This is a genomic window from Delftia sp. CH05, from assembly GCF_009827015.1.
Taxonomy (GTDB): Bacteria; Pseudomonadota; Gammaproteobacteria; order Burkholderiales; family Burkholderiaceae_C; genus Comamonas; species Comamonas tsuruhatensis.
Genome location: NZ_WUMG01000058.1, coordinates 1 through 23,245 on the forward strand (window position 1 = coordinate 1; position 23,245 = coordinate 23,245).

Consider the following 23,245-nt stretch of genomic DNA (forward strand, 5'->3'; position numbering starts at 1 on the left):
GGGTGGGGGCGGGCCTGGCGGCCTGCTTGATTGCCTGGAGCTTGGTCGGCGCTTCGGCGGCCTGCGCGGCCTGCTGCAGCGCCAGCACGGTCTGGTTGGGCATGCCCGAGGCGCCTTCGGGCGGCAGGTGCAGCAGGCTGCTGGCAAACCAGTGGGCGGCCTGGGCGTCGGGCACGTCGGACAGCGGGCCGCGCCAGACCAGCATCAGGCCGCGCGCATGGGCCTGGCGCACCAGGTCATAGATGGCGGAGTCCTGCAGCCAGTCGCCGCGCACCTCGATCCAGGGGCTTCCCTTGGAGGCGTTCTCCAGCAGGTCGCACAGCACCTGGCGGGATTGGGGCGACAGCAGCACCGGCGGCGACTGCGTGCCCCAGGTCTCGCGCAGTATGCGCAGCAGGTGGGCCACGTCGGCTTGGACGCCGGGCTCCTCGTGAAGATAAAGCTGCACGCCCGCCAGACGGCGGGCCTGGTTCCAGAGCGGCCTATAGCCGAGGGTCAGAGAGCTCAGGACGGACTGGACCATGGATGCATGCGCGGGCGGTTATCAGTTGATGAAGTTGAACAGTGACAGTTTCTGGATCGAGGCGTAGGACTGCAAGGCCGCCTGCAGTCCTACCTTCTGCATGTCCACTTCCGAGAGGGCCTTGATCATATCTATGTCTTCGGCGCGTGAGCGGTCTGCCTCGAGTTGAACTTCACGGTCCAGCAGGCCATCTTCAATGCGGTCGGCACGGTTGAGCAAGTCACCGGCCAGGCTGCGTGCCGAGTGCAGGCGGCTCATACTGGAATCGATCTCGGTCAGGCCTCGGCCAATGGCCTGGGTGAGTTCTGGCTTGGCGCTGCCGTCGGCGTTGGCTCCATTGCGCACAGCATCAATCACACGGTCGACCACGCTGAATACATCGGAGCGCGTGCTGTCCTGCAGCACGAAGCCGTCGCCCGCCTTGGGTGTTCCAGAAACAGTGACACGCATGCCCTGGATCTCGATGGCATCACCCGATTTGAAGGGGCTGAAGGTGGCTCCGTTGTCGGCACTGTATTGCAGGTTGCCGCTGGCATCAGTGGAAAATTTCACGGTGATGGGGCGTGTCGCTGCTGCGGCGGCGGCAGGATCGGTGATGGTGCCCACATCGGTCCAGAATTTTCCGCCACCGGCCGTGTCCAGGCTGACCTGGTAGACGCCGTTTCCTGTGGGAACGTTCATCCATGCGGCAGCGCCGTCGATGGAGTTGGCAATGCCGCTGTCGTTGCTGCCTGCCTGGCCGGGCTGGCCCACGAAGTTGTATCCCTGAATTGGCTGGTCGGCGCTGTCCAGGCCTCGGAACAGTGGCAGGCCATTGGTGTCTTTGCGATTGGCGTAGGCCACCAATTGCTCACGAAGGCTGGTCATTCTGGCCAACAGAGTGTCGCGAGATTGCTGATCGAATGAACCGTTGCCCGCGTTCACCAGCAAGTCCCGAAGCTCCTGCATGGCGGAGTGAGCCTCGCCGAGCGTCGACTCGGCATTGGTCATGATGTTGCGCTGCGCATCCAGCGAACGCTGGTCTGTTGCGGTGCGCGTCAGCCGGGTCTGAGCGCGCTCGGCCTGGGCCGCTGCCACGGGGTCATCGCTGGCGCGCAGCACGCGTTTGCCGGCAGTGGTCTTCTCCATCAGTTCCACGAGGTTGCTCTGGCGCGATGTGAGGTTGCGCACCGTGTTGTCGTACATGTTGGCCGTGCCAATGCGTGCGATGTTGCTCATGTTGGATCTCCTCGCGAAATTAGCGGCCCACGGCCTGAAGCACACTGTCGAAAATGCCCTGCGCCACTTGCAGCATCTTGGCCGAGGCCTGATAGGACTGCTGATACTGCAGCAGCTTGGCCGCCTCTTCATCGAGGTTCACGCCTGACACCGCCGTACGGTCTGCCTCGAGGTTGGAGGCGATGGTCCCGGAGAGCTTGGCTGCGTAAGTGGCGCTCTGGGTGCGCGCGCCTACCTGCGCGATCGCGCTGGAGAATCCATCGCTGAGTGAAGTACTCTTGTCGAATACCTGCTTGTCGCGCAGGTCCAGGAAAGCCGATCCGTTGCCCGCGTTTCGCAGATAGCTGTCGCCATATTGCGGATCCAGTGCATTGCCCACGCGCAGGGAATCTCCATGGTGAGGGGTTCCTGTAAGGGTAACGGACCAGCCGTCGACCGTGATGGGCTCGCCCGATACATAGGGATGTGCGACACCGTTGCCCGATGCCGCGCCCGTGAAGCTGTAAGTGACGGCACCGGTTGTCGCATCCACCTGAAAGCTCAACTGCACTCCAGAAGGAGTTGGAGGCAGTGCTGAAGTGGGCGACAGCATTTTCAGCGAAGTCATCTGCAGATTGCCCTTGTTGCCTTCAGCCATGCCGGCGGTGATGGGATTGGCAATTGCCAGATCCCGGGCAGACGATACAAGCGCCTTGAAGTCGTGAGCGGCGGCAGAAAAAGGCTGGAACAGCACGCTCTGGTTGGCCGCGCCTGGCGCGGATATCTCGAAGCGCAGTCCATCCACCGTGGTGTTTGCAAGGTCGGTGACGTTGGCGAACTCCGTGGTCTTGTTGTCCGACAGCCGGACCAGGGAGAGGGCCCCCCCGGTCTTGAACACCACTTTGTAGTCGGACGCGGCATAGGCCGTGTAGTCCAGCGCAGCCTTGGGATTGCTGGTGGAGGTTTGGTCGACGAACTGCACCTGTGCGGTGATGCCCGAGATCGTCGTGCGGCCCGCTATGGCCGTGGGTACCGTGAACAATGCTGTGCCGCGCGTGCCATCCTGTGTCAGGCCGCTTTGGTGCTGGGTATTCATGGCTGCGCCCAGGGCGGCTGCCATGCGCCCGAGCAGGTTGCGGCCTTCCGAGAGATCACTACCCTGGAATTGGAGCAGGCCGGCGATTTCACCGCCTCCGAGCATTCCAGGCGAGAGCTCCACATCCGTCCCGCCGGATTGCTTGAAGTACAAGGTCATCTGGCCACTGCCGGGGTATTGGGACGATTCCCTGACTTCTAGCTTGGCCGCATTCTGGCCCAGTACCAGCGGCTGGCTTCCACCCACGAACAGGCTGATGGAACCGTCATCAGCCGGAATCTGAGTGGTCTGGACGTACTGGTTCATGTCGCGCACCAACTGGTCACGCTGATCCAGCAGATCGTTGGGTGCATGGCCTGTGGCAATGGACTGGCTGATCTGCCCGTTGAGCGTTGCGATCTGGCTGGCAAGGCTGTTGACCACGGTCACGTCATTGCCCATCTGCTGGCGTGTGTTGTAGTCCAGCTCCTCCAACTGTGCAGAGGACGAGCGAAAGCGGGCCGCCAGTTCGTTCATGCGGGTCAGCACCACGCTGCGCGCCGTCGGATCCGTGGGTGCACCGACGATGTCGGCGAACGAATTCATCATGTCCGTGATGGCCGCGCCCAGGCCGGTCTTGCCGCCGCTGAACACTTCCTGCATCTGCGCCAGCGAGGTGGCGCGCGCCGAATCGGCCGCCGACACGGCGCTGGCCGTGGCCGCCTGGCGGTTCAGCAACTCGTTGAAGTTGCGCAGGATGGTGTTCACATCCACGCCATTGCCGATGTAGCCGCTGCCCATGTTCTGGCCCGGCGAGGTCTGGAAGGCCACGCTCTGGCGCGAGTAGCCGGCCGTGTTGACGTTGGCGATGTTGTGGCCGGTGGTCTGCAGGGCGATCTGATTCGCCATCAGGGCGCGGGATCCGACGTTCAAAAGGCTCATGGCGTGTTCTCGGTTTAGGCTTGTGCGCGTGCCGCGCTCTGCACGGCGCTCTGGATGGCGCGGCTGAGCTTGCTGGCGTATTCGGGATCGGTGGCGTAGCCGGCTTTCTGCAGCTCGGTCGCATAGGCCAGGGCCGAGTCGGTCTTGCCCATGGCTTTCTCGTAGCGCGGATTGCTGGTGATCAGCCGCGCATAGTCGCGGAAGGACTCCTCGTAGGAGCCGTAGGCGCGGAACTTGGCCGTGACCTTGCGCGCCACGCCGTCGATGTATTCGGTGGTCGTGACCTCGGCGACCTTGCCCGTCCAGCCCTTGCCGGCCTTGATGCCGAAGAGGTTGTGGGCATTGCTGCCATCGGCGTTCTTGATCTCGCTCTTGCCCCAGCCGGTCTCGTGGCCGGCCTGGCCCAGCATGAAGGCGGCCGGAATGCCGCTTTCCTGCGCCACGCGCGCCGCGGCGTCGCCATGGTGGGCCACGAAGTTGTCGCGGCCCTTGGGCGCGGGTGCGTAGGCGTTGACGGACTGGGCCGCGCTGCTGCGGCTGCCGCTCCAGGCGCCGATGGCAGCGGTGCCGCCGGCGGCGCCATTGGCATTGGTGGCCGTGCTGCGCCAGGCGATGCGGCTCATGCTCAGCGTGGAGGGCACGGAGATCTCGGCATCCTCGGCGGCTTCCGAGCCCATGGTGCGGGCCAGCTGGCGCGTGATGGCATCCGACAGTCCGCCGGGCTGGCCCGACATGGCCACCGACAGCTGCTGGTCCAGCATGTCGGTGCTGAGGTTGCCCTGTGCGCTGTCGAGCAGGCCGGACTTCATGGTCGCCTCGCGCATGCTCTTGATCATCTCGCGCATGAACAGCGATTCCAGCTGTTTGGCGGTTTCCTTCGCGGCCTGCGGGCTGTTCTCGCCGGCCGCGAACTTGAGTGCGTTGAGGGACCGGGCGTCGGCCGCCAGCGCATTGCTGGCCGCAGTCTGCGATCCATTGGGAAGTGCGATGCTCATATCACCTCCAGTTCGGCGTTGAGAGCGCCTGCGGCCTTGATGGCCTGCAGGATGGCCAGCAGGTCCTGGGGCGTGGCGCCCAGCGTGTTGAGTGCGCGCACCACGTCGGTGAGCTGCGGGGAGCCGGGCATGTTGATGATGTTGCCGGGCTCCTGCTTGATCTGGATGTCGGACTTCTGGGCCACCACGGTCTGGCCCTGCGAGAAGGCGCCGGGCTGGCTGATCACCGGCGTGGTGCTGATGGTGATGGCCAGGTTGCCGTGGGCGATGGCGCAGGGGCCCAGGGTCACGGCCTGGTTGAGCACGATGGAGCCCGTGCGTGCGTTGATCACGACCTTGGCCGAGGGCTTGGAGGTCTCGATCGGCATCTCCTGGATCTCGGCAATCATGCGCACGCGCGATCCCGGGTCCTGGGGCGCGGATACGCGCACGGTGCGCCCGTCCAGCGCCTGCGCCACGCCCTGGCCCATGCGCTGGTTGATGGCGCGCACCACCTTGTCGGCGGTCTGGAAATCGGTGGCGTTCAGGCCCAGCGTGATGCTGTCGCCTTCGTTGATCGGGGTGGGAACGGCGCGTTCGACCTGGGCGCCCTGCGGCACGCGGCCCGCGCTCAGGTGGTTGATCTGTACCTTGGAGCCGCCGGCCGAGGCGCCGGCGCCGCCGACCACGAGGTTGCCCTGGGCCAGCGCGTAGATCTCGCCGTCGGCACCGCGCAGCGGCGTGGTCACCAGGGTTCCGCCCTTGAGCGACTTGGCATTGCCCACGGAGGAGACGACCACGTCGATGGTCTGGCCTGGCTGGGCAAAGGCTGGCAGCTCGGCGGTGACGATCACGGCCGCCACGTTCTTGAGCTGCAGCTGGCCCGCGTTGCCTGTGGCGGGCAGCGAGATGCCCATCTGCTCCAGGTAGTTGGCCAGGGCCTGCTTGGTGTAGGGCATCTGGGTGGTCTGGTCGCCCGTGCCGTCGAGGCCGACCACCAGACCGTAGCCGGTCAACTGGTTGCTGCGCACGCCCTGGATGGCAGCGACCTCCTTGATGCGTGTTGCATGCGCCGGCAGGGTCAGCATGCTGGCGCCGAGGGCGGCTGCAACCCAGAAGGGGCGCTGCGCTTGGCGCAATGTCAGGAGCATGGACAGTACTTTCATGCTGTCCATTCTCCGGAGAATCAGAACGGCATAACGTTCAAAAAGAACCGGGACAACCAGCCAATTGACTGCGCTTCCCCGGCCTGCCCGCGGCTGCGCGATTCCACGCGCACGTTGGCCACCTGGGTCGAGGCGACCAGGCTGCCGGGCTGCATGGTGCGCGGGTCCACCGTGCCCGTGAAGCGCAGCACATCCACGTTGTGGTTCACGCCGATCTGCTTTTCTCCGGCGATCACCAGATGGCCGTTGGGCAGCACATCGACCACCGTCGTGCTGATGGCGCCCGTGAACGTGTTGTCGCTGGACGTCGAGCCCGAGCCCGTGTAGTCGTTGTTGTTGTTGAAGCCGATGTTGGAGCGGTCCTTGAGATTGGCCAGCGCATTGCCCGAAAACAGCGGCAGCGCCGAAATCCCGGCCGTGGTCTTGTTGGACCGCTTGAGGCCAGAATCCGACTTCTGGCTGGCCGTCACACGCTCCACGATCTGCACCGTCACCAGGTCCCCCACCAGGCGCGCACGCCGGTTCTCGAAGCCGGGCCGGTAGCTGGCCGCGTTGAACAGGCTGCCCGTGGGGCTGCCGGCCACCGGGGCGGGCTGCGGCAGCACCGGCGGCGCCGTGGACGGCATGTCCACCGGCGGCGGGTCATTGAGCGTCGTGCAGCCCGACAGGACTGCCGCCAGCGCCAGGCACGTGCCCGTCGCGGAAAGGGAGAAGGTTCGTTGGGTCATGGCGATGTTCCCGGTGTTTCAGTGATCCATGCTTCGCATGAACCTGGCGAGCCATAGGCATGTGGCGCGACCCCGGAGACCGGCGCGGCCCAGGTCAGGGACGCCGAGCAAGGGCCGCCCCGCAGCGAGGGCGTCGTCCCCCTCCCTCGCGAAGCGAGTAGAGAGGGGGAAGCGGCGAAGCCGCTCAGGGGGAGAGATCAATTACAACTGCGCCAGCTTGGCCAGCATCTGGTCCGACGTCTGGATGGCCTTGGAATTCATTTCATAGGCGCGCTGGGTCTGGATCATGGTCACCAGCTCCTGCACCACGTTCACGTTCGAGCCTTCCAGGTAGCCCTGCTTGATCATGCCCATGCCGTTGACACCGGGCTGGCCCTGCTGGGGCTGGCCCGAGGAAGCGGTTTCCGTGAACAGGTTCTGGCCGCGCGGCTCCAGGCCGGCCGGATTGATGAACTGGCTCATCGCGATGTTGCCCACCTGCTGGGGCGCGGCCTGGCCGGCCATGGTCACGCTGACCACGCCCTCGGGGCTGATCGACACCTTGGTCGCGCCCTGGGGAATGGTGACGCCGTTGGCGATGGGCATGCCGCTGGCAGTCACCAGCTGGCCCTGGGCATCGACCTGGAAGGAGCCGTCGCGGGTATAGGCCGTGGTGCCGTCGGGCATGTTGACCTGGAAGAAGCCGTTGCCGTCGATGGCCACGTCCAGCGCATTGTTGGACTGCTGCAGGGCGCCCTGCAGGAAATTGCGCGAGGTGGCCACCGTGCGCACGCCCAGGCCCAGGTGCAGGCCCGTGGGCAGCTGGTTCTGCTCGGTGGTCTGGGCGCCCGACTGGCGCAGGTTCTGGTAGATCAGATCCTCGAACACCGCGCTGGCGCGCTTGTAGCCCGTGGTCGAGACGTTGGCCAGGTTGTGGGAGATCACATCCAGCTGGGTCTGCTGGGCTTCCATGCCGGTCTTGGAGATGAACAGCGAATTGATCATGGCGTTTTCCTTTTCAGTGCTTTCAGCCGTTCATGCTCAAGAGTTGGCTGGCCGTCTTGTCATTGGTTTCTGCGGTCTGCAGCAGGCGCATCTGGGTCTCGAACTGGCGGGCGGCGGCAATCATGCCGACCATGGTCTCCACCGAATTCACGTTCGAGCCTTCGATGGCGCCCGACAGCAGGCGGGCGTTCTCGTCGTTGGGCAGCGGCTCGCCGTTGCCCGTGCGGAACAGGCCGTCGTTGCCGCGCACCAGCGCAGCGTCCTCGGCCGGCGTGGCCAGCTTGACGCGGCCCACGGCCACGGGCAGCTGGTTGCCGGTCTTGGCGGTCAGCGTGCCGTCGGAGCCCAGGGAAATCGTGGACTCGGGCGGAATGTCGATGGGGCCGCCGCCGTCCGACAGCACGGCCTGGCCGTTGCTGTTGACCAGCTGGCCTTCCGGGGAGACCTCGAACACGCCATTGCGTGTGTAGGCTTCCTGGCCGTCCAGGCCCTGGACGGCGAACCAGGCGCGGCCCATGGCCATGGCGTCCAGTGCGCGGCCCGTGCGCTGGGTGGGGCCGGGCGTGTCCACGTAGCCGGAGGTCGCCTCCAGCGCGAACACGCGCGTGCCCGCGCCGCTGCCCTGCAGGGGCACGGAGCGGAAGGTGGACATTTCGGCCCGAAAGCCATTGGTGCCGGCATTGGCCAGGTTGTGGGCCAGCACGGACTGACGCTGCGCCGCTGCGTTGGCGCCCGTCATGGAGGTGTAGATGATGCGGTCCATGCCGGCTCTCCTGACTCAGTTCTTGGCTATCAGCGCAGGTTCACCAGGGTCGAGAAGACCTGGTCCTGGGTCTTGATGGTCTGGGCATTGGCCTGGTAGGCGCGCTGCGCGGTCATCATGTTCACCAGCTCGGCGGTCAGGTCCACGTTGGAGTCCTCCAGCGCGCCCGAACGCAGCGAGCCGAAGGTGCCGGACTGGGCCGTACCGTTGAGCGCCGGGCCCGAATCCGAGGTTTCCACCCACTTGTTGTCACCCACGGCGCCCAGGCCCTGGGTGTTGGTGAAGGCGGCCAGGGCCAGCTGGCCCTCGGTGCGCGTCACGCCGTTGGAGTAGGTGGCCACGATGGAGCCATCGTTGCCGACATTGATGCCGGTGAGCGCGCCTGCGGTGTAGCCGTCCTGCTTGAGGCTGCTGACCGCGAACTTGGTGCCGAACTGGGTCACGCTGGAGAAGTCCAGCGTCACACTGACGGTGCCCGGGGTTGGCGAATTGGGATTGTTGGTCTGGATGGTGGCAACAGCGGGGTTGGGTGCGACTGTGTTGAGTTTGCCTGCGGCGTCAAAGTTCAGTGTTGCCAGCACATTGGCCGTCTTGGGTGGCGTTGCAGTCGGGTCATCAAGGCCGTCATAGACCACCCAGGTATTGGGGGTCGCGCCCTTCTCGAAGTACATCTGCACAGGTGTGGCCACGCCTTGGCTGTCATAGACATTGACCGATGTGCCATAGGTGGCGCGTGGAGTGGCAGGGATCGGTGGCGTTTTGGTGGCATCGCCTGCAGCCACCGTGGCGCGCGCATCGAGGTTCAGCTCCACATTGATCTTGGTCGTGGTCTTGGCCGCAATCGGCTGGCCCGACGGGAAGACCATGGGCACGGGCTGGCCGCCGGCCAGCACCTTGCCCGTGGTGGCGTCCACGGGGTAGCCCATGACGTTGTCGCCCTGCACGGTCTTGAGGTTGCCCTGCTTGTCCAGGCCGAAGCTGCCGGCGCGCGTATAGGCCGTGCTGCCATCGGGCTGGCGCACCACGAAGAAGCCGTTGCCGTTGATGGCCACGTCCAGGTTGTTGCCCGTGGTCGTGATCGGGCCCTGGCGGAACTGCTGGGTCACGGCGGCCACGTTGACACCGATGCCGCTGGTCTGGCCGCTGGCCGAGCCGACGGCGCTGGCCACGGCCTCGGCGAACTCGGCGCGCGAGGACTTGAAGCCCGTGGTGTTGGCGTTGGCGATGTTGTGGCCGATCACGTCCAGGTTCTTGCTGGCGGCGTTCAGACCCGAGAGGCCTTGTTGGAATCCCATGGTGTGCTCCTGCGATGGTTTGGGGTGTTTGGTGCGGTGTTCAGTACACGGCCTTGACGGAGGTGTAGGCGACGTTGGTGCCGTCGTCCAGCTCCAGCGTCAGCTTGCCGTCGGTGGTGCCCGTGGCAAGCACCGCGTGGGGCGACAGCGTGGTCGAGGCCACGGCCTTGTCGGCATTCGTGGCCTGCACCGTGTAGCGCAGCTGGCTGGCATCGCCCGTGTACTTGCTGCCGTCCCAGGTGAAGTAGTTGCGGCCCGCAGTGCCGCTGCCCAGCTCGACGGTGTCCACCAGCTCGCCGCCGGCCGTGGTGATCTGCACCTTGACATCGGCGGCCGGGCCTTCGAGGTCGAAGGCCGCCGTATAGGACTTTTCCTTGCCCACGCCCAGGGTGTTGCCCTCGGTCAGCACGGTGCGGCCGATCATCTGCGTGCCCTGCAGCACCTGCATGGCCGTGAACTGGCCGGCCATGCTTTCCATGGTCTTGTTCAACTGCTGGATGCCGGTGACGGTGTTGATCTGCGCCATCTGCGAGGTCATCTGCGCGTTGTCCATGGGATTCATGGGATCCTGGTTGTTCAACTGCGCGACCAGCAGCTTCAGGAAACGGTCCTGCGCTGCTGCGGGGTCGGTGTTCGAATTGCTCGTGGTGTTCTTGTTGTTGAGGTCGGCCGTGCTGGCGACGCTGCCTGCGCCATAGATCATGGGAGTGGCTCCTGGAATGTGGTGCGGACGGGGCTCACTGGCCCATCTGCAGGGTTTTGAGCAGCAGCGACTTGGTCGTGTTCATGACCTCGACGTTGTTCTGGTAGGAGCGCGAGGCCGAGATCATGTTGACCATCTCGTCCACGGCGCTGACGTTGGAATGCGTCACATAGCCTTCGGCATCGGCCAGCGGGTGCTGGGGATCGTGGATGCGGCGGCCCGGCGTGTTGTCCTGGCTGATGGCGCTGACGCGCACGCCCGAGGAGCCTTCCTCGCCCATGGGCACGGTCTGGAAGACCACCTGGCGCGCCTGGTAGGCCTTGCCGTCGGGGCCGGCCACGGCATCGACGTTGGCCAGGTTCGAGGCCACGACGTTCAGGCGCTGGGACTGGGCGCTGACGGCACTGCCGGAGATGCTGAAGATGGAGAACATGGACATGGGAAAGCTCCTGTGGTCTGTGGCGCCGGCTTACTGGCCCTGGATGGCCGACAGCATGGTCTTGGCCTGGCCGTTCAGAAAGCGCAGCGTGGCTTCGTAGCGCACGGCGTTGTCGACGAAGTTGGCGCGTTCGCGGTCCAGGTCCACGGTGTTGTTGTCCATGTTGGTCTGGGCCTGCACCGAGTAGCCGAGATGGCTTTGCGCGCTCTGCCCCGAGGCGGCGGCAGGCAGCGGAATGTGGCCGCCCTGGCTGACGCTGGCCAGCGTCATGGGCGAGGGGCCGGAGGTGACGGCCGTCAGCGCCTCGCGGAAATTGAAGTCGCGTGCCACATAGCCAGGGGTGTCGGCATTGGCGATGTTGCTGGCGATTGCACGCTGGCGCTCGGCGCGCAGCACCAGCGCCTTGCTCTGGAAGTCCAGTCGTTCAGTCATCTTGTCGAGCATGTCGGCCTCGCCCTCTGGGATTTGCGGTGATCGGTTGACGAAATGGCGGCAGCCCACGGACTGCGGCATGCGTCGATTATGGAAATCGGGCCCGAACGCTAAAGCGCAAAGAAAGCGCGTTTGCCTGCGCAGTTCGGCGCTTCGGAAAACGGCGCCCGCCCTATATTTGCTGGCATCGCTCCATGCATCCCGCCCATCCTGACGGGGTGCCGGAGCAAGTCAGGAGCCCCAGCCATGTCGAACTTCAGCACCGCCCATCCGCCTTCCGCCGCCCGAGCCTTCGCCCGCGCCGCCGCATGCGCTGCGCTCGCCGCTGGAGCATCGCTGGCAGGCAGCGCGTTCGCGCAGAACGCGCCCGATGGCGCGGCCCAGCTCAGCCAGATCGGCCAGCGCTTTGCCGACGAGGCCCTGCAGCAGGGCATGGCCGGTGCGGGCGCCCTGCCCCTGCGCATGGAAGTGCAGATGGGCCAGCTCGATCCCCGCCTGCGTCTGGCCGCCTGCGCCAAGGTCGAACCCTATTTGCCCGCAGGCTCGCGCCTGTGGGGCCGTACCCGCCTGGGCCTGCGCTGCCTGCAGGGCGCCGTGGCCTGGAATGTGTTCCTGCCCATCACGGTCAAGGCCTGGGGGCCTGCCTGGGTGCTGCAAAACGGCGTGCCTTCGGGCCGCCCGCTGTCGGCCGACGACGCCGTCCAGGCCGAGGTGGACTGGGCCGAGGATTCGGCTGCCGTCTACGCCAACCAGCAGGACTGGGTGGGCCTGGTGGCTTCCCGCCCGCTGGCCGCAGGCCAGGCACTGCGCCAGAACATGCTGCGCACGCCGGCGCTGTTCGCGGTGGGTGCCGAAGTGCGTGTTCTGGTCAATGGTGGTGGTTTTTCCGTCACATCGTCGGGCAAGGCCATGTCTGCCGCCGGCGAAGGCCAGACCGTGCGGGTTCGCATGGATAATGGCCGGCTCATCTCCGGGGTGGTGAATCCCGAGGGCGTGGTGCTGGTGCAGTAAAAAAACCTCAAGTTTTGTTCCAGGCAGTCGAAAGCTAGGCACAGCGCCTTACGCCGCCAGGGCGATTGGAGAATCAAGATGAAGATAGGTCAAAAACCGGAACTGCCCGCCGCTGCCTCCCAGGCCGCCGCCAAGCAGCCCAAGACAGCCAGCGCCATTGCCAGCGAGGAATCCTCCGCACAGGCCCAGCCTGCCAAGGCGGCCGGTGTTCCCGTGTCGTTCTCGAACTCGGCCCGCGCACTGGACCAAACTGGTCGTGCCACCGCCGACTTCGATGCCAACCGCGTCAAGGAAATCCGCGAAGCCATTGCCAACGGCACCTTCCGCGTGAACGCCGACGCCGTGGCCGACAAGCTGCTGGCCAACTCCGAGGAATTCCTCTCGCACTCGCGCGTCTGAGCGCGGGTTCGGTTCTTTCTCGGTTTTTTCCTTCCGGCGCGAGCACGCGCTTTCTTTTTTCAGCAAGGCCTGTCCCATGACTCTCAGCGAGATGCTCGATTCCCTGGACGCGGTGGTCCGGATGGTGTCCGCCTCGCTGCAATCGAAGGATGCGGTCGCGCTGGAGCAGTCCAGCACCCGGCTGCGCGATGCCATGGCTGCGTTTTCCGAACTGGCCCGCCGCTTCAGCGCGGTCGACTGGACGCAGGAGCTGCGCGAGCGCGCCCAGGCTCTGGGCGAGCAGATGGCCATGCAGCGCGACCAGCTGGCGCGCATGGCGGTGGTGGCCCAGCACCAGGCGGCAGCGCTGATTCCCCAGGCTTCGGACCAGGCCACGTATGGACGTGACCTGTATGGACACCCTCACGCCGGACCGGGCAAGGCGCGCATCTACCACTCGGCCAGCTGAAGCAGCCTCCTTCTTCCTTTTTTCCTGTCCTGATCAACCCTCCGGCACGCGTGCCCGAGGGTTTTGTCTTTTCCGGGGTGGCGTCGGCGTGACGCGCCTGCCGGCCGGTGCAGGCAGGGCTGCGCATCGGCAGGCGACCCTCCATGCGCGGGAGGAGGTCACGCTTGCTGAAAAAGACGGGGGCTTTGGGCCGTGCGGTGACGGGCGGCCAGGAATGGGGAGGGTGGGCAAAGGCCCGGTTCGGCGAAAGCGGAACAACGCCTTGAAGAAGGCCGGATCCTGCGCGTGCCGGAAAGACGCAGCCATGCGATGGTGCGCGCAAATGCTGTTCGGTCTGCGGTTTGGGTGGGCAAAGAGGGTCCGGCCGGGGCCGGACGTCCTCAGACCTGCATGTTCATCACGTCGGTATAGGCCTGCACGAGCCGGTTGCGCACCTGCATCGTGGCCTGGAAGCCGATCTGTGCCTTTTGCATGGCGATCATGGTTTCTTCGAGGCTGACGGCCGGGTTCTCCAGCTGCACTTCACGCTGCAGCTGGCTGGAGTGGTTCTGGGCTGAACTGACGGACTGCAGCGCGCCTTGAAGGGCCTGGCTGAAGCCGCCAGCCGCCACTTTGGTCGATGCGTCGCCTGCGCCCACGCCTTTGGGGAGCTGGGTGCCGTACAGGGGAGAGGTGGTACTGGGGATGCGAAGGTCCATGACACATTCCATCGGAGTTAGCAAGATGACGAGATCGTAGGTCGGCAGGGTTTTCGCATCCGGGCAAATAGAAGGTCAAACGGCGCGCTTATCGGGCGAATGTGAAGCGGCGGACTTCGAATAATCGACAGCACGCTAGGGTCCTGTGTGTGCAGGGCTCGAACACCTGGAACCAAGATGTCTGCTGTCGCTGAAATCCCTGTCCCCCAAGCCACTCCCGTCCCCCAGCCTGCCCTGCAGCAGCGCTGGACGGCCATGGACCGTGGCCAGCGCCTGCGTTGGGGCGCGATCGCCGTGCTGCTGGTTGTCGCCGTGGGGGCGGCGGCCATGTTCTACCGCCAGCCGGACTACAAGGTGCTGTTCTCCAATCTGAGCGACAAGGATGGTGGCGCCATCGTCGCCCAGCTGTCGCAGATGAACGTGCCATACCGCTACACGGAAGGCGGCGGCGCCATCCTCATCCCGTCCGACCGCGTGCACGATGTGCGCCTGAAGCTGGCCACCCAGGGCCTGCCCAAGGGTTCGGTGACGGGCTTCGAGCTGATGGAAAACAGCAAGTTCGGCATCACCCAGTTCCAGGAACGCCTGAATTTCCAGCGCGGCCTCGAAGGCGAGCTGACGCGCTCCATCCAGGCCCTGGCCGCCGTGCAAAGCGCACGCGTGCATCTGGCCCTGCCCAATCAGAACGGCTTTTTCCGCGAGCAGCAAAAGCCTTCGGCCTCGGTGCTGCTGAGCCTGTACCCCGGCCGCGTGCTGGACCGCACGCAGATCGCGGGCATCGTGCACCTGGTGGCCTCCAGCGTGCCCGAGATGGCGCCCACGGCCGTGAGCATCCTCGACGATTCGGGCAAGCTGCTGTCGCAGTCGCCCGACGGCAACGCCAACGCCGTGGACATGCAGCAGCTGAACTACACCCAGCAGATCGAGCAGCAGTACGTGCGCCGCATCCTGGATATCCTGGAGCCTGTGGTCGGCAAGAACAATGTGAAGGCCCAGGTCTCGGCCGAGATGGATTTCAGCCAGACCGAGTCGACCTCGGAGCAGCACCGCCCCAACCAGTCCTCCGACGCGGGCGTGGTGCGCAGCCAGCAGGTGGTGGAGAGCACGGGCGAGCAAAAGCCGCCCCAGCCCACCGGCATCCCCGGCGCCACCAGCAATCAGCCGCCCCAGAACGCGTCCGCGCCGGTCAATGGCGCCAATCCCGCACCCCAGGCGGCCGATGGACAGAACGCCGTGCGCTCTGCCAGCAAGCGCGAGTCCATCACCAACTACGAAGTGGACAAGACCGTGCGCCACACACGCGGCAGCACGGGCAGCATCAAGCGCCTGACGGCCGCCGTGGTCATCAATGCGCCCCTGGTGGCGGCCGCTGCGCCGAATGCAGCCGGTGGCGCCACCGATGCCGCCACCGTTGCCGCCGCAGCGCGCGGCCTGACGGCGGCGCAGCAGGCGCAACTGCTGACCCTGGTGCGCGAGACCGTGGGCTACAGCGCCGAGCGCGGTGACTCGGTCAACCTGGTCAGCACCCCCTTTGTGCAGGACGAAGCGCCTGCCGAGGTGCCGCTTTGGCGCCAGCCCGAAGTGCTGGACATGGCCCGCAGCCTGGGCGTGCCCATCGGCCTGGCCCTGTTCGGCGCCATCTTGCTGCTGGGCCTGGTGCGACCCATGCTCAAGGGCCGCAAGACGGCTGCCGTGGGCGGTCAGCTCAATGCCATCGAGGGCGAGCAGCTGGACCGTCCGGCGCTGGCCGGACCCGCTGTCGATCTGTCTCCCACACAGGAGCAGGTGCGCCTGGAGCAGGCGCGCCAACTGGCCAAGCAGAACCCGATCGCGGTGGCCAACATCGTCAAGACCTGGATCAACGGCGAGGCCACCTGAGCCTGCCAAACACGGATTGCTGAGATATGGACGAACGAGGCCTGAACGACGCCGCCATCTTGCTGGTCTCCCTGGGCGAGGAGGAAGCGGCCGAGGTGTTCAAGCACCTCACACCCAAGGAAGTGCAAAAGCTCGGCGAGACCATTGCGCACATGCGCGGCGTCTCGCGCGAGAAGGTGGACTTCGTCATCAACCGCTTTGCCGATGACGCGGCCGCGCAAAGCCTGCTGGTGGACGACGCCAGCGGCTATGTGCGCTCGGTGCTCAAGCGCGCCCTGGGCGACGACAAGGCCGCGCTGCTGATCGACCGCATCCTGCAGGGCGGCGATGTCTCCGGCATCGAAAGCCTGAAGTGGATGGACCCGCTGTCGGTGGCCGAACTGCTGCGCGGCGAGCATCCGCAGATCGTGGCCGCCATCCTGGTGCACCTGGAGCACGAGCAGGCTGCTGCCGTGCTGATGCAGCTGCCCGAGCGTTTCCGCAGCGAAGTCATGCTGCGCGTGGCCACGCTGGAAGGCATTCAGCCGACCGCGCTCAAGGACCTCAACGAAGTGCTGTTCCAGGTGCTGGCCGGCGGCGACAAGATCCGCAAGACCTCGCTGGGCGGCGTCAAGACGGCGGCCGAGATGATCAACAACCTCGGCGGCAATGCCGACGTGGCCGTGCTGGACACCATCCGCAACTACGACCCGGACCTGGCGCAGAAGATCATGGACAAGATGTTCGTGTTCGACGACCTGGTCAAACTGGACGACCGCTCGGTGCAGCTGGTGCTGCGCGAAGTGGTGTCCGAGACGCTGATCATCGCGCTCAAGGGCGGTTCGATGGAAGTGCGCGACAAGATCCTGGCCAACATGTCCATGCGTGCGGCCGAGTCGCTGCGCGAGGACCTGGAAGGCCGCGGCCCGATGCGCCTGTCCGAAGTGGAAGCGCAGCAAAAGGAAATCCTGAAGGTGGTGCGCCGTCTGGCCGAAGAAGGCCAGATCACCATCGGCAGCGGCGCGGAGGACAGCTATGTCTAGTGGGATGAACTCGCGCTTCATTCCCTCCGAGGAGATTGACGAGCGCCAAGTGGTGCAGTGGCGCTTTGGTGCCGTGGACCACATGGGCGGCCTGCAAAGCCTGCCCGGCCTGCCGAACATTCAGGGCGCCCCCGATGCACAGGCTGCACCCGGTGGCGCCGGCATGGCGCGCACACCCGTTTCCTCGTCCGGCTTCCACAGCCTGTCGCTGCCCGGGCGCTCCGATGCGCCCCGGCTGGACGCCGATTCCATGGTGCTGGATGTCGACGCCGACGCGCCAGGCACGGCGGCATCCACCCCCGCCGTGGACGAGGAGCGGCTGCATGAATTGCTGGAGCAGGCACGCGCCGAAGGCCATGCCGAGGGCCTGGAGCAAGGCCGCCAGGAAGCCCGGCAGCAGTGGCAGCAGCACATGGATGACTATGTCTCCGGCACGGGCCGCGAGACGGCGCAGCGCGTGGACGCGCTGCTGTCCGGCCTGGACGCCGGCTTCAAGCAGCTGCAGGCGGATGCGGCGCAGGAATTGCTGAACCTGGCCTGCGACATCGCGCGCCAGGTGGTCCGCCAGGAGCTGCGCAGCCAGCCCCAGGCCCTGCTGCCCGTGGTGCGCGAGGCGCTGGACATGCTGGCCTCCGACGGCCGCGCCGCCACCGTGCGCCTGAACCCTGCCGACTTCGCCGTGCTGGACGAGGCGCTGCGCGCCGAGCATGGCGCCCAGTCCAAGGTGCAGTGGATCAGCGACGCTGGCGTGGCCCAGGGCGATGTGCGCGTGGAATCGGGCGGTGCCCAGGTCGATGCCGGCATGGACAAGCGCTGGCGCCGCGCCGTGGCCGCGCTGGGCCTGGTCTCCACCTGGTATGACGGAGAACGCGATGCCGGTTGATGCCTCCCTGGCCGATGCAGGCAAGCCCTGGCAGCAGCTGCTGTCCAATGCCCGCGCCCGCCTGCACAGCGACATTCCGCTGGAAACCCACGGCACGCTCACGCGCCTGACCGGCCTGGTGCTGGAGGCCACGGGCCTGCAGGTGCCGGTGGGCTCGCAGTGCTGGATACGCCAGGCAGGCCAGGACCCGGTGCTGGCCGAAGTCGTCGGCTTTGCCGGCGAGCGTGCGTTCCTGATGCCTGCGGGCGACATCCAGGGGCTGTCCAGCGGCGCCATCGTGACGCCGGCCGAACCCTTTGTCGCCCCGCTGCGCTTTGGCGACGGTCCCGAAGAGCCCGTGTCCATGGCGGCCGGCGTGCTGCGCCTGCCCATCGGCAGCGGCCTGCTGGGCCGTGTCGTGGATTCGCAGGGGCAGCCGCTGGACCATGGCGGGCCGCTGGCCGACGTCACGGCCGATCTGCTGGACCGCAACCCCATCAACGCCATGGACCGCGACCCGGTGCGCGAGACGCTGGACACCGGCGTGCGCTCGCTCAACGCCCTGCTCACCGTGGGCCGGGGCCAGCGGCTGGGCCTGTTCGCAGGCTCGGGCGTGGGCAAGTCCGTGCTGCTGGGCATGATGGCGCGCTACACCCAGGCGGACGTGATCGTCGTCGGCTTGATCGGTGAACGCGGCCGGGAGGTCAAGGAGTTCGTCGAGGACATCCTCGGCGCACAGGACCGCAGCCGCGCCGTGGTGGTGGCCGCGCCGGCCGATGCGCCGCCGCTGCTGCGCATGCAGGGTGCCGCCTACGCCACGGCCATTGCCGAGCATTTCCGCGACAAGGGCCAGCATGTGCTGCTGCTCATGGATTCGCTGACGCGCTATGCCATGGCCCAGCGCGAGATCGCGCTGGCCATTGGCGAGCCACCGGCCACCAAGGGCTATCCGCCGTCGTGTTTTGCCAAGCTGCCGGCCCTGGTCGAGCGCAGCGGCAACGGCCTCAACGGCGTGGGATCGATCACGGCTTTCTACACCGTGCTGTCCGAGGGCGACGACCAGCAGGACCCGATCGCCGATGCGGCACGCGCCATTCTGGACGGCCACGTCGTGCTGTCGCGGGCGCTGGCCGAGTCGGGCCACTACCCGGCCATCGACATCGAGCAATCGGCCTCGCGCGTGATGCACAACGTGGTCTCGCGCGAGCACTTCGAGCTGGCGAGGCGCTTTCGCGCTGTCTATTCGCGCTACCAGAAGGGCCGGGACCTGGTCCAGGTCGGAGCCTACATGGCGGGCTCGGACCCGCAGATGGACGAGGCGATACGGCTGCAGCCGGCCATGGCGGCCTTTCTGCAGCAAAGCATGTTCGAGTCGGCTTCCATGGACGAGAGCATCTCGGGCATGGCCGCCGCGCTCGGTGGTCAGTGATGCGGTGACGCGGCACTGAGATAACGCAACAGCGAACACAGGGAGGAAAACCCGGTATGTCGTCCTTGAATGCCTTGATGGTGGCCATCGATGCCGCGTCGCGCAAGCGTGACGAGGCGCGCCAGGCGGTGCAGGAGCGTCAGCGCTCGCAGCAGGCGGCGCAGGCGCAGATGGACCAGCTGCAGCACTACGTGCAGGAAATGCAGGCACGCTGGGGCGTGCAGCAGAACCAGTCCGTACAGCCCGAAGTCATGTTCCACCAATACCAGTTCATGGACCGCCTGCAGCACGCCATCGGCCTGCAGACACGGGTGCTGGCCGACCTGGCCATCCGCCTGGAGGCCGCGCAAAAGGCCTTGATGGCCTGCGAGCTGCGGGTCAGCAGCCTGCGCAAGGTGGTCGAGGTGCGCCGCCGCGACCTGGCGCTGGGCCAGATGCGCCGCGAGCAAAAGGAAACCGACGAACGTGCGGCCATCCAGTTTTTCCGCCGCAGCTTCGGGCTGACATTCCAGGAGGCTTGACGCATGTCCACCAACCAGATCGAACAGCGCGCCGACGCGCGCAGCGCCATGCAGCGCACCATGGAGGGCGTGCGTTCCGCGCGCGCGGCGCAGCCGCCGTCCAATGAGCAGGCCGCAGGCTTTTCCTCGCTGCTGGCCGCCATGGATGGCATTGGCGGACTGCCGGACCTGGGCCAGGTCCTCGGCGATGAGGGGGCCGGCGCACTGGCCAACCTCAAGGGAGCAATTCAGGGCAGCCTGAAGGATCCGGCTGACCTGTCCGGCCTGGCGCAGGGGCTGCTGCAGACGCAATTGCCGCTGCAGCCCCAGGCGGAGACGGCCGATATGGCCACTTCCGCGCAGGCCGATGCCATGCTGCTGGCCGCCAACGGCCAGGCGCCCTGGCTCAGCCTGGTCGGGCAGACCGCCCACCTCGATGGCAAGGGCGACCGCGACATGCTGCAGGGCGTGGCGGGCGACTGGTTGTCTGGCCGGGGCAGTGCCGCCATGCTGGCCTTGCGCCAGGAGCAGGGCGTGGTGGCGCATGCCGCCTTCATGGCGCCGCAACCTGCAGCGGGCGATGCCGCAGGCGCGGCGCTGGCCGCGAACGCCAACACGGCGGCGCTGGCTGGCGCAGTGGATGCCGCTGCAGCCGGCACGCCCGCCGATACCGCTGCGCGCCAGGGCGCCCAGGCACAGACACAGGCGGCCGATGTGCTGGCCGCCGTGCAGTCCGATACGGCGCTGACGGCCGCCGCAGCGCGCACGGCATCTGCAGCCCAGGCCACGCATGAGCACACACCCCAGGCGCTGGCGCCCAGCGTGCGGCAGGACGCGGCCCTGGCGTCGGGCATTGCGCTCAACGGCATGGCGGCGGTGCGGCCCGCGGAATGGCGCGGCCTGTTCGAGCGGGCCCGCGAAGGTGGCACCGGCTCCGCAGAGTCTGCCGCCAACGGATTGCATGGGGTTGCAGCCGCCGTGGGCGCGGCCCACGCCGGCCAGTCCCTGGGACAGCAGGCCGCCGGACACAATGGCGCAGCCTTGGCCCAGCCCGACGCCCAGGCACAGCCGGGCAACTCCACCGAGCGCGAGCAGCAGGTGTCCGAGCAGGTGGCCTTCTGGGTGCACAACAAGAGCCAGAACGCCTCGCTGTCTGTCGAGCATGAGGGCAAGGCCATCCAGGTGCAGGTCAGCCTGCAGGGCAACGAGGCCCATGTGCGCTTTGGCGCCAGCGAATCCCAGGCGCGCGAATGGCTGGGCAACGGTGCCGACCAGCTGCGCGAGCTGCTGCAGGCCCAGGGCCTGCAACTGGCCGGCGTCAGCGTGGACGCGGGTGGCCAGTCCGGCAATGGCGAGGCGAGGGGGCGCCAGGGCGCGGATGCCCAGGCGCGGCAGGGCCGCGTGAGCGCCATGGTCGATGCCGCCGGCGTCACGGGCGGCAATGGTGCCGCACAGGCTGGTGGCCGCGCGGCGGCAGGCGGGGTGGATCTGTTCGTCTGATTCTTCCTGCGCTTCTTGCGGGGCGGCGCATGCGCCGTTTTCCGGGTTTTCAGAACAGGCCGGGTGGCGACAAGCTGCCCGGCCTGTGGCGTTTGGGGGCCATCAAGCCAGCGAGAAACCGGGGTTTCATGCGCTTATTCAGGCCATGGCCCGAGGTCCAATCGCCGAATAATTCCTGCCATGGGCCTGCTGCGTCATGGCGCCGCGCACGATGCGCGAGCGCGTGGCGGTCCCGCTCACCCAGAGGAATTCCAGTGTCTGCCACACCCAATGCCGCCAACAATGCAGCTCCCGCCCCGGCCAAGGGCAAGAAGCTGATCGTGCTGATCGTCATCATCGCCGTCCTGGCCATAGGCGCGGCCGCTGCCTTCATCCTGCTGTCCAAGCGGCACAGCAATGCCGATGAGGAGGAGGGCGGCTCCAGCAAGGCGGCCGTCACGGTTCCCACCTTCCTGCCGCTGGACAGCCTGGTGGTCAATCTGTCCGACCCGGGCGGCGACCGCTTCGTGCAGATCGGCATCACGCTGGAGCTGGCCGACGAGAAGACGGCCACTACGGTCAAGCAGTACCTGCCCAGCATCCGCAACGGCATCCTGATGCTGGTGTCCCAGCGCACGGCCGAGGAGTTGCTGGAGCGCGACGGCAAGGAACGCCTGGCTGCCGACGTGCTCAACGAAGTGTCCGCACCGCTGGGCTACGGCAACCAGGCCAAGGCCAAGAAGCGCAGTCGCGACGAGGATGCAGAGGACGAAGATGGCGAGCGCCGCCGCTCCCCTGGCAAGAACCCCGTGCGCCGCGTGCTGTTCTCCAGCTTCATCATTCAGTAACCGGGGAGGCAAGGCGCCATGAGCGATTCGTTTCTCTCCCAGGAAGAAGTCGATGCCCTTTTGGAGGGCGTGACCGGCGAGAGCCAGAAATCCACGACCGAGGAGGTCGAGGCGGGCATCATCCGCCAGTACGACATCTCCAGCCAGGAGCGCATCGTGCGCGGGCGCATGCCGACGATGGAGATCGTCAACGAGCGCTTTGCCCGCAACTTCCGCATCGGCCTGTTCAACTTCATCCGCCGCAGCCCCGAGGTGTCGGTGGGCACGGTGTCGGTGCAGCGCTACAGCGCCTTCCTGCGCGAGCTGGTGGTGCCCACCAACTTCAACATCGTCGCCATCCGCCCGCTGCGCGGCAGCGGCCTGGTGGTCTGCGATCCCTCGCTGGTGTTCGGCGTCATCGACACGCTGTACGGCGGCACGGGCCGGCTGCAGACACGCATCGAAGGGCGGGATTTCTCGCACACCGAGCAGCGCGTGATCAACCGCCTGGTCAACGTGATCTGCGAGGAATACAAGAAGGCCTGGCACGGCATCTATCCGCTGGAGCTGGGCTACCAGCGCTCGGAGATGCAGCCGCAGTTCGCCAACATTGCCACCCCCAGCGAAATCGTCGTGTCCACGGCCTTCCAGCTGGAGATCGGCGACATCTCGGGCTCCATCCACATCTGCATGCCCTATGCGACGCTGGAGCCCATCCGTGATGTCCTGTACTCCTCCACGCAGGGCGACTCCATTGAAGTGGACCGCCGCTGGGTCAAGGTGCTCAAGCGCGAAATCCAGGCCGCCGAGGTGACCCTGGTGGCCGAACTGGCGCGCGCCGACGCCACGGTGGAGCAGCTACTGGCCATGCGCCCCGGCGATTTCATCGAACTCGACCGCGAGCCGCTGATCCGCGCCTCCATCGGCGGCGTTCCGATTTTCGAGTGCCAGTACGGCACTCACAACGACAAGTATGCAATCCGTGTCGAGCACTGCCTGCGCGGTGCCGATGCTGGCTGGATGGGAGAAAACAATGGCAACTGAAGACACGCAAAAGCCCGCTGGCGACGATCCGTTCTCGGGATGGGCAGAGGCATTGGACGAGCAGCGCGAGCGCGACGCCAAGCTGGAGGCGGAACAGGGCGGCCCGCTGACGGGCGAGCCCGTGCGCCCCTACGCCGGTGGCGGCGACGTGCCGGTCAACGACATCAACATGGTGCTGGACATCCCGGTGCAGCTGTCGGTGGAACTGGGCCGCACCAAGGTGCCGATCAAGTACATCCTGCAGCTGGCCCAGGGCTCGGTGGTCGAACTCGACGCACTGGCCGGCGAGCCCATGGACGTGCTGGTCAACGGCTACCTGATCGCCCAGGGCGAGGTGGTGGTGGTCAACGACAAGTTCGGTATCCGCCTGACCGACGTGGTCACGCCGTCCGAGCGCCTGCGCCGGGTCAGCCGTGGCTGAGAGCGC

The 23,245-nt window shown here is 66.5% G+C and carries 24 protein-coding genes and 1 pseudogene; 12 read left to right on the plus strand and 13 right to left on the minus strand.

What is annotated here, in order from left to right:
* The 12 genes and pseudogenes from GRX31_RS27205 to flgB form a co-directional block, all read right to left on the minus strand.
* Positions 1-523: pseudogene (locus GRX31_RS27205) on the minus strand (HDOD domain-containing protein); the annotation flags it as partial.
* 21 nt (positions 524-544) lie between these two features.
* Positions 545-1,741: a flagellar hook-associated protein FlgL gene (gene flgL, locus GRX31_RS27210; protein ID WP_047219521.1), complete on the minus strand. Its 1,197-nt coding sequence runs from the start codon at positions 1,739-1,741 to the stop codon at positions 545-547.
* Positions 1,742-1,760: 19 nt separating this feature from the next.
* On the minus strand, positions 1,761-3,737 hold the full coding sequence (gene flgK / locus GRX31_RS27215; RefSeq protein WP_047219522.1) for a flagellar hook-associated protein FlgK: 1,977 nt from the start codon (positions 3,735-3,737) through the stop codon (positions 1,761-1,763).
* A gap of 14 nt (positions 3,738-3,751) precedes the next feature.
* Positions 3,752-4,732, minus strand: a complete 981-nt coding sequence (gene flgJ, locus GRX31_RS27220) for a flagellar assembly peptidoglycan hydrolase FlgJ (RefSeq protein WP_016449309.1) — start codon at positions 4,730-4,732, stop codon at positions 3,752-3,754.
* Positions 4,729-5,877, minus strand: a complete 1,149-nt coding sequence (locus GRX31_RS27225; RefSeq protein ID WP_016449310.1) for a flagellar basal body P-ring protein FlgI — start codon at positions 5,875-5,877, stop codon at positions 4,729-4,731. The genes flgJ and GRX31_RS27225 overlap by 4 nt, the downstream gene beginning before the upstream one ends.
* 20 nt (positions 5,878-5,897) lie before the next feature.
* The gene (locus GRX31_RS27230) at positions 5,898-6,605 is read right to left on the minus strand and encodes a flagellar basal body L-ring protein FlgH (RefSeq protein ID WP_012202559.1); all 708 of its coding nucleotides are present in this window, start codon (positions 6,603-6,605) and stop codon (positions 5,898-5,900) included.
* Between the two features lie 201 nt (positions 6,606-6,806).
* Complete coding sequence (gene flgG / locus GRX31_RS27235; RefSeq protein WP_012202560.1) at positions 6,807-7,589, minus strand: flagellar basal-body rod protein FlgG; 783 nt, start codon at positions 7,587-7,589, stop codon at positions 6,807-6,809.
* A gap of 22 nt (positions 7,590-7,611) precedes the next feature.
* Positions 7,612-8,352 (minus strand): flagellar basal body rod protein FlgF, encoded by a 741-nt coding sequence (locus GRX31_RS27240; protein ID WP_016449311.1) that lies wholly within the window; start codon positions 8,350-8,352, stop codon positions 7,612-7,614.
* 29 nt (positions 8,353-8,381) lie between these two features.
* Complete coding sequence (flgE, locus tag GRX31_RS27245) at positions 8,382-9,647, minus strand: flagellar hook protein FlgE (protein WP_074923326.1); 1,266 nt, start codon at positions 9,645-9,647, stop codon at positions 8,382-8,384.
* Positions 9,648-9,687: 40 nt separating this feature from the next.
* Positions 9,688-10,350 (minus strand): flagellar hook assembly protein FlgD, encoded by a 663-nt coding sequence (locus GRX31_RS27250; RefSeq protein WP_043790864.1) that lies wholly within the window; start codon positions 10,348-10,350, stop codon positions 9,688-9,690.
* A gap of 34 nt (positions 10,351-10,384) precedes the next feature.
* Entirely contained in the window at positions 10,385-10,789 is a 405-nt protein-coding gene (flgC, locus tag GRX31_RS27255; protein WP_016449314.1) for a flagellar basal body rod protein FlgC, read from the minus strand.
* A 30-nt stretch (positions 10,790-10,819) separates the two neighbouring features.
* Positions 10,820-11,233, minus strand: a complete 414-nt coding sequence (gene flgB, locus GRX31_RS27260; protein WP_013800365.1) for a flagellar basal body rod protein FlgB — start codon at positions 11,231-11,233, stop codon at positions 10,820-10,822.
* Between the two features lie 234 nt (positions 11,234-11,467).
* On the opposite strand from flgB, the gene flgA reads away from it, so the two are divergent.
* From flgA to GRX31_RS27275, 3 genes are all read left to right on the plus strand, one after another.
* A complete protein-coding gene (flgA, locus tag GRX31_RS27265) occupies positions 11,468-12,232 on the plus strand; it encodes a flagellar basal body P-ring formation chaperone FlgA (protein ID WP_016449315.1) in 765 nt (254 codons plus the stop codon).
* Between the two features lie 78 nt (positions 12,233-12,310).
* The gene (gene flgM / locus GRX31_RS27270; RefSeq protein WP_016449316.1) at positions 12,311-12,631 is read left to right on the plus strand and encodes a flagellar biosynthesis anti-sigma factor FlgM; all 321 of its coding nucleotides are present in this window, start codon (positions 12,311-12,313) and stop codon (positions 12,629-12,631) included.
* Positions 12,632-12,707: 76 nt separating this feature from the next.
* On the plus strand, positions 12,708-13,079 hold the full coding sequence (locus GRX31_RS27275; protein ID WP_160855755.1) for a hypothetical protein: 372 nt from the start codon (positions 12,708-12,710) through the stop codon (positions 13,077-13,079).
* Between the two features lie 380 nt (positions 13,080-13,459).
* On the opposite strand, the gene fliE is transcribed toward GRX31_RS27275, so the two are convergent.
* A complete protein-coding gene (gene fliE, locus GRX31_RS27280; protein WP_016449318.1) occupies positions 13,460-13,777 on the minus strand; it encodes a flagellar hook-basal body complex protein FliE in 318 nt (105 codons plus the stop codon).
* Positions 13,778-13,954: 177 nt separating this feature from the next.
* On the opposite strand from fliE, the gene fliF reads away from it, so the two are divergent.
* The 9 genes from fliF (at position 13,955) to fliN (ending at position 23,239) form a co-directional block, all read left to right on the plus strand.
* Positions 13,955-15,655: a flagellar basal-body MS-ring/collar protein FliF gene (gene fliF / locus GRX31_RS27285; RefSeq protein WP_026062017.1), complete on the plus strand. Its 1,701-nt coding sequence runs from the start codon at positions 13,955-13,957 to the stop codon at positions 15,653-15,655.
* A gap of 26 nt (positions 15,656-15,681) precedes the next feature.
* Positions 15,682-16,677 (plus strand): flagellar motor switch protein FliG, encoded by a 996-nt coding sequence (fliG, locus tag GRX31_RS27290; RefSeq protein WP_012202571.1) that lies wholly within the window; start codon positions 15,682-15,684, stop codon positions 16,675-16,677.
* Entirely contained in the window at positions 16,670-17,560 is an 891-nt protein-coding gene (locus GRX31_RS27295) for a FliH/SctL family protein (RefSeq protein WP_160855757.1), read from the plus strand. Before fliG ends, GRX31_RS27295 begins: the two co-directional genes overlap by 8 nt.
* Positions 17,550-18,968, plus strand: coding sequence for a flagellar protein export ATPase FliI (gene fliI, locus GRX31_RS27300; protein ID WP_016449321.1), 1,419 nt, complete (start codon positions 17,550-17,552; stop codon positions 18,966-18,968). Before GRX31_RS27295 ends, fliI begins: the two co-directional genes overlap by 11 nt.
* 56 nt (positions 18,969-19,024) lie before the next feature.
* Positions 19,025-19,489: a flagellar export protein FliJ gene (gene fliJ / locus GRX31_RS27305; RefSeq protein ID WP_016449322.1), complete on the plus strand. Its 465-nt coding sequence runs from the start codon at positions 19,025-19,027 to the stop codon at positions 19,487-19,489.
* Between the two features lie 3 nt (positions 19,490-19,492).
* Entirely contained in the window at positions 19,493-20,968 is a 1,476-nt protein-coding gene (locus GRX31_RS27310) for a flagellar hook-length control protein FliK (RefSeq protein WP_160855759.1), read from the plus strand.
* 254 nt (positions 20,969-21,222) lie between these two features.
* On the plus strand, positions 21,223-21,795 hold the full coding sequence (locus tag GRX31_RS27315; RefSeq protein ID WP_016449324.1) for a flagellar basal body-associated FliL family protein: 573 nt from the start codon (positions 21,223-21,225) through the stop codon (positions 21,793-21,795).
* A gap of 18 nt (positions 21,796-21,813) precedes the next feature.
* Entirely contained in the window at positions 21,814-22,818 is a 1,005-nt protein-coding gene (fliM, locus tag GRX31_RS27320) for a flagellar motor switch protein FliM (RefSeq protein WP_016449325.1), read from the plus strand.
* On the plus strand, positions 22,808-23,239 hold the full coding sequence (gene fliN / locus GRX31_RS27325; RefSeq protein ID WP_016449326.1) for a flagellar motor switch protein FliN: 432 nt from the start codon (positions 22,808-22,810) through the stop codon (positions 23,237-23,239). Before fliM ends, fliN begins: the two co-directional genes overlap by 11 nt.
* The last annotated feature ends 6 nt before the right edge of the window (positions 23,240-23,245 follow it).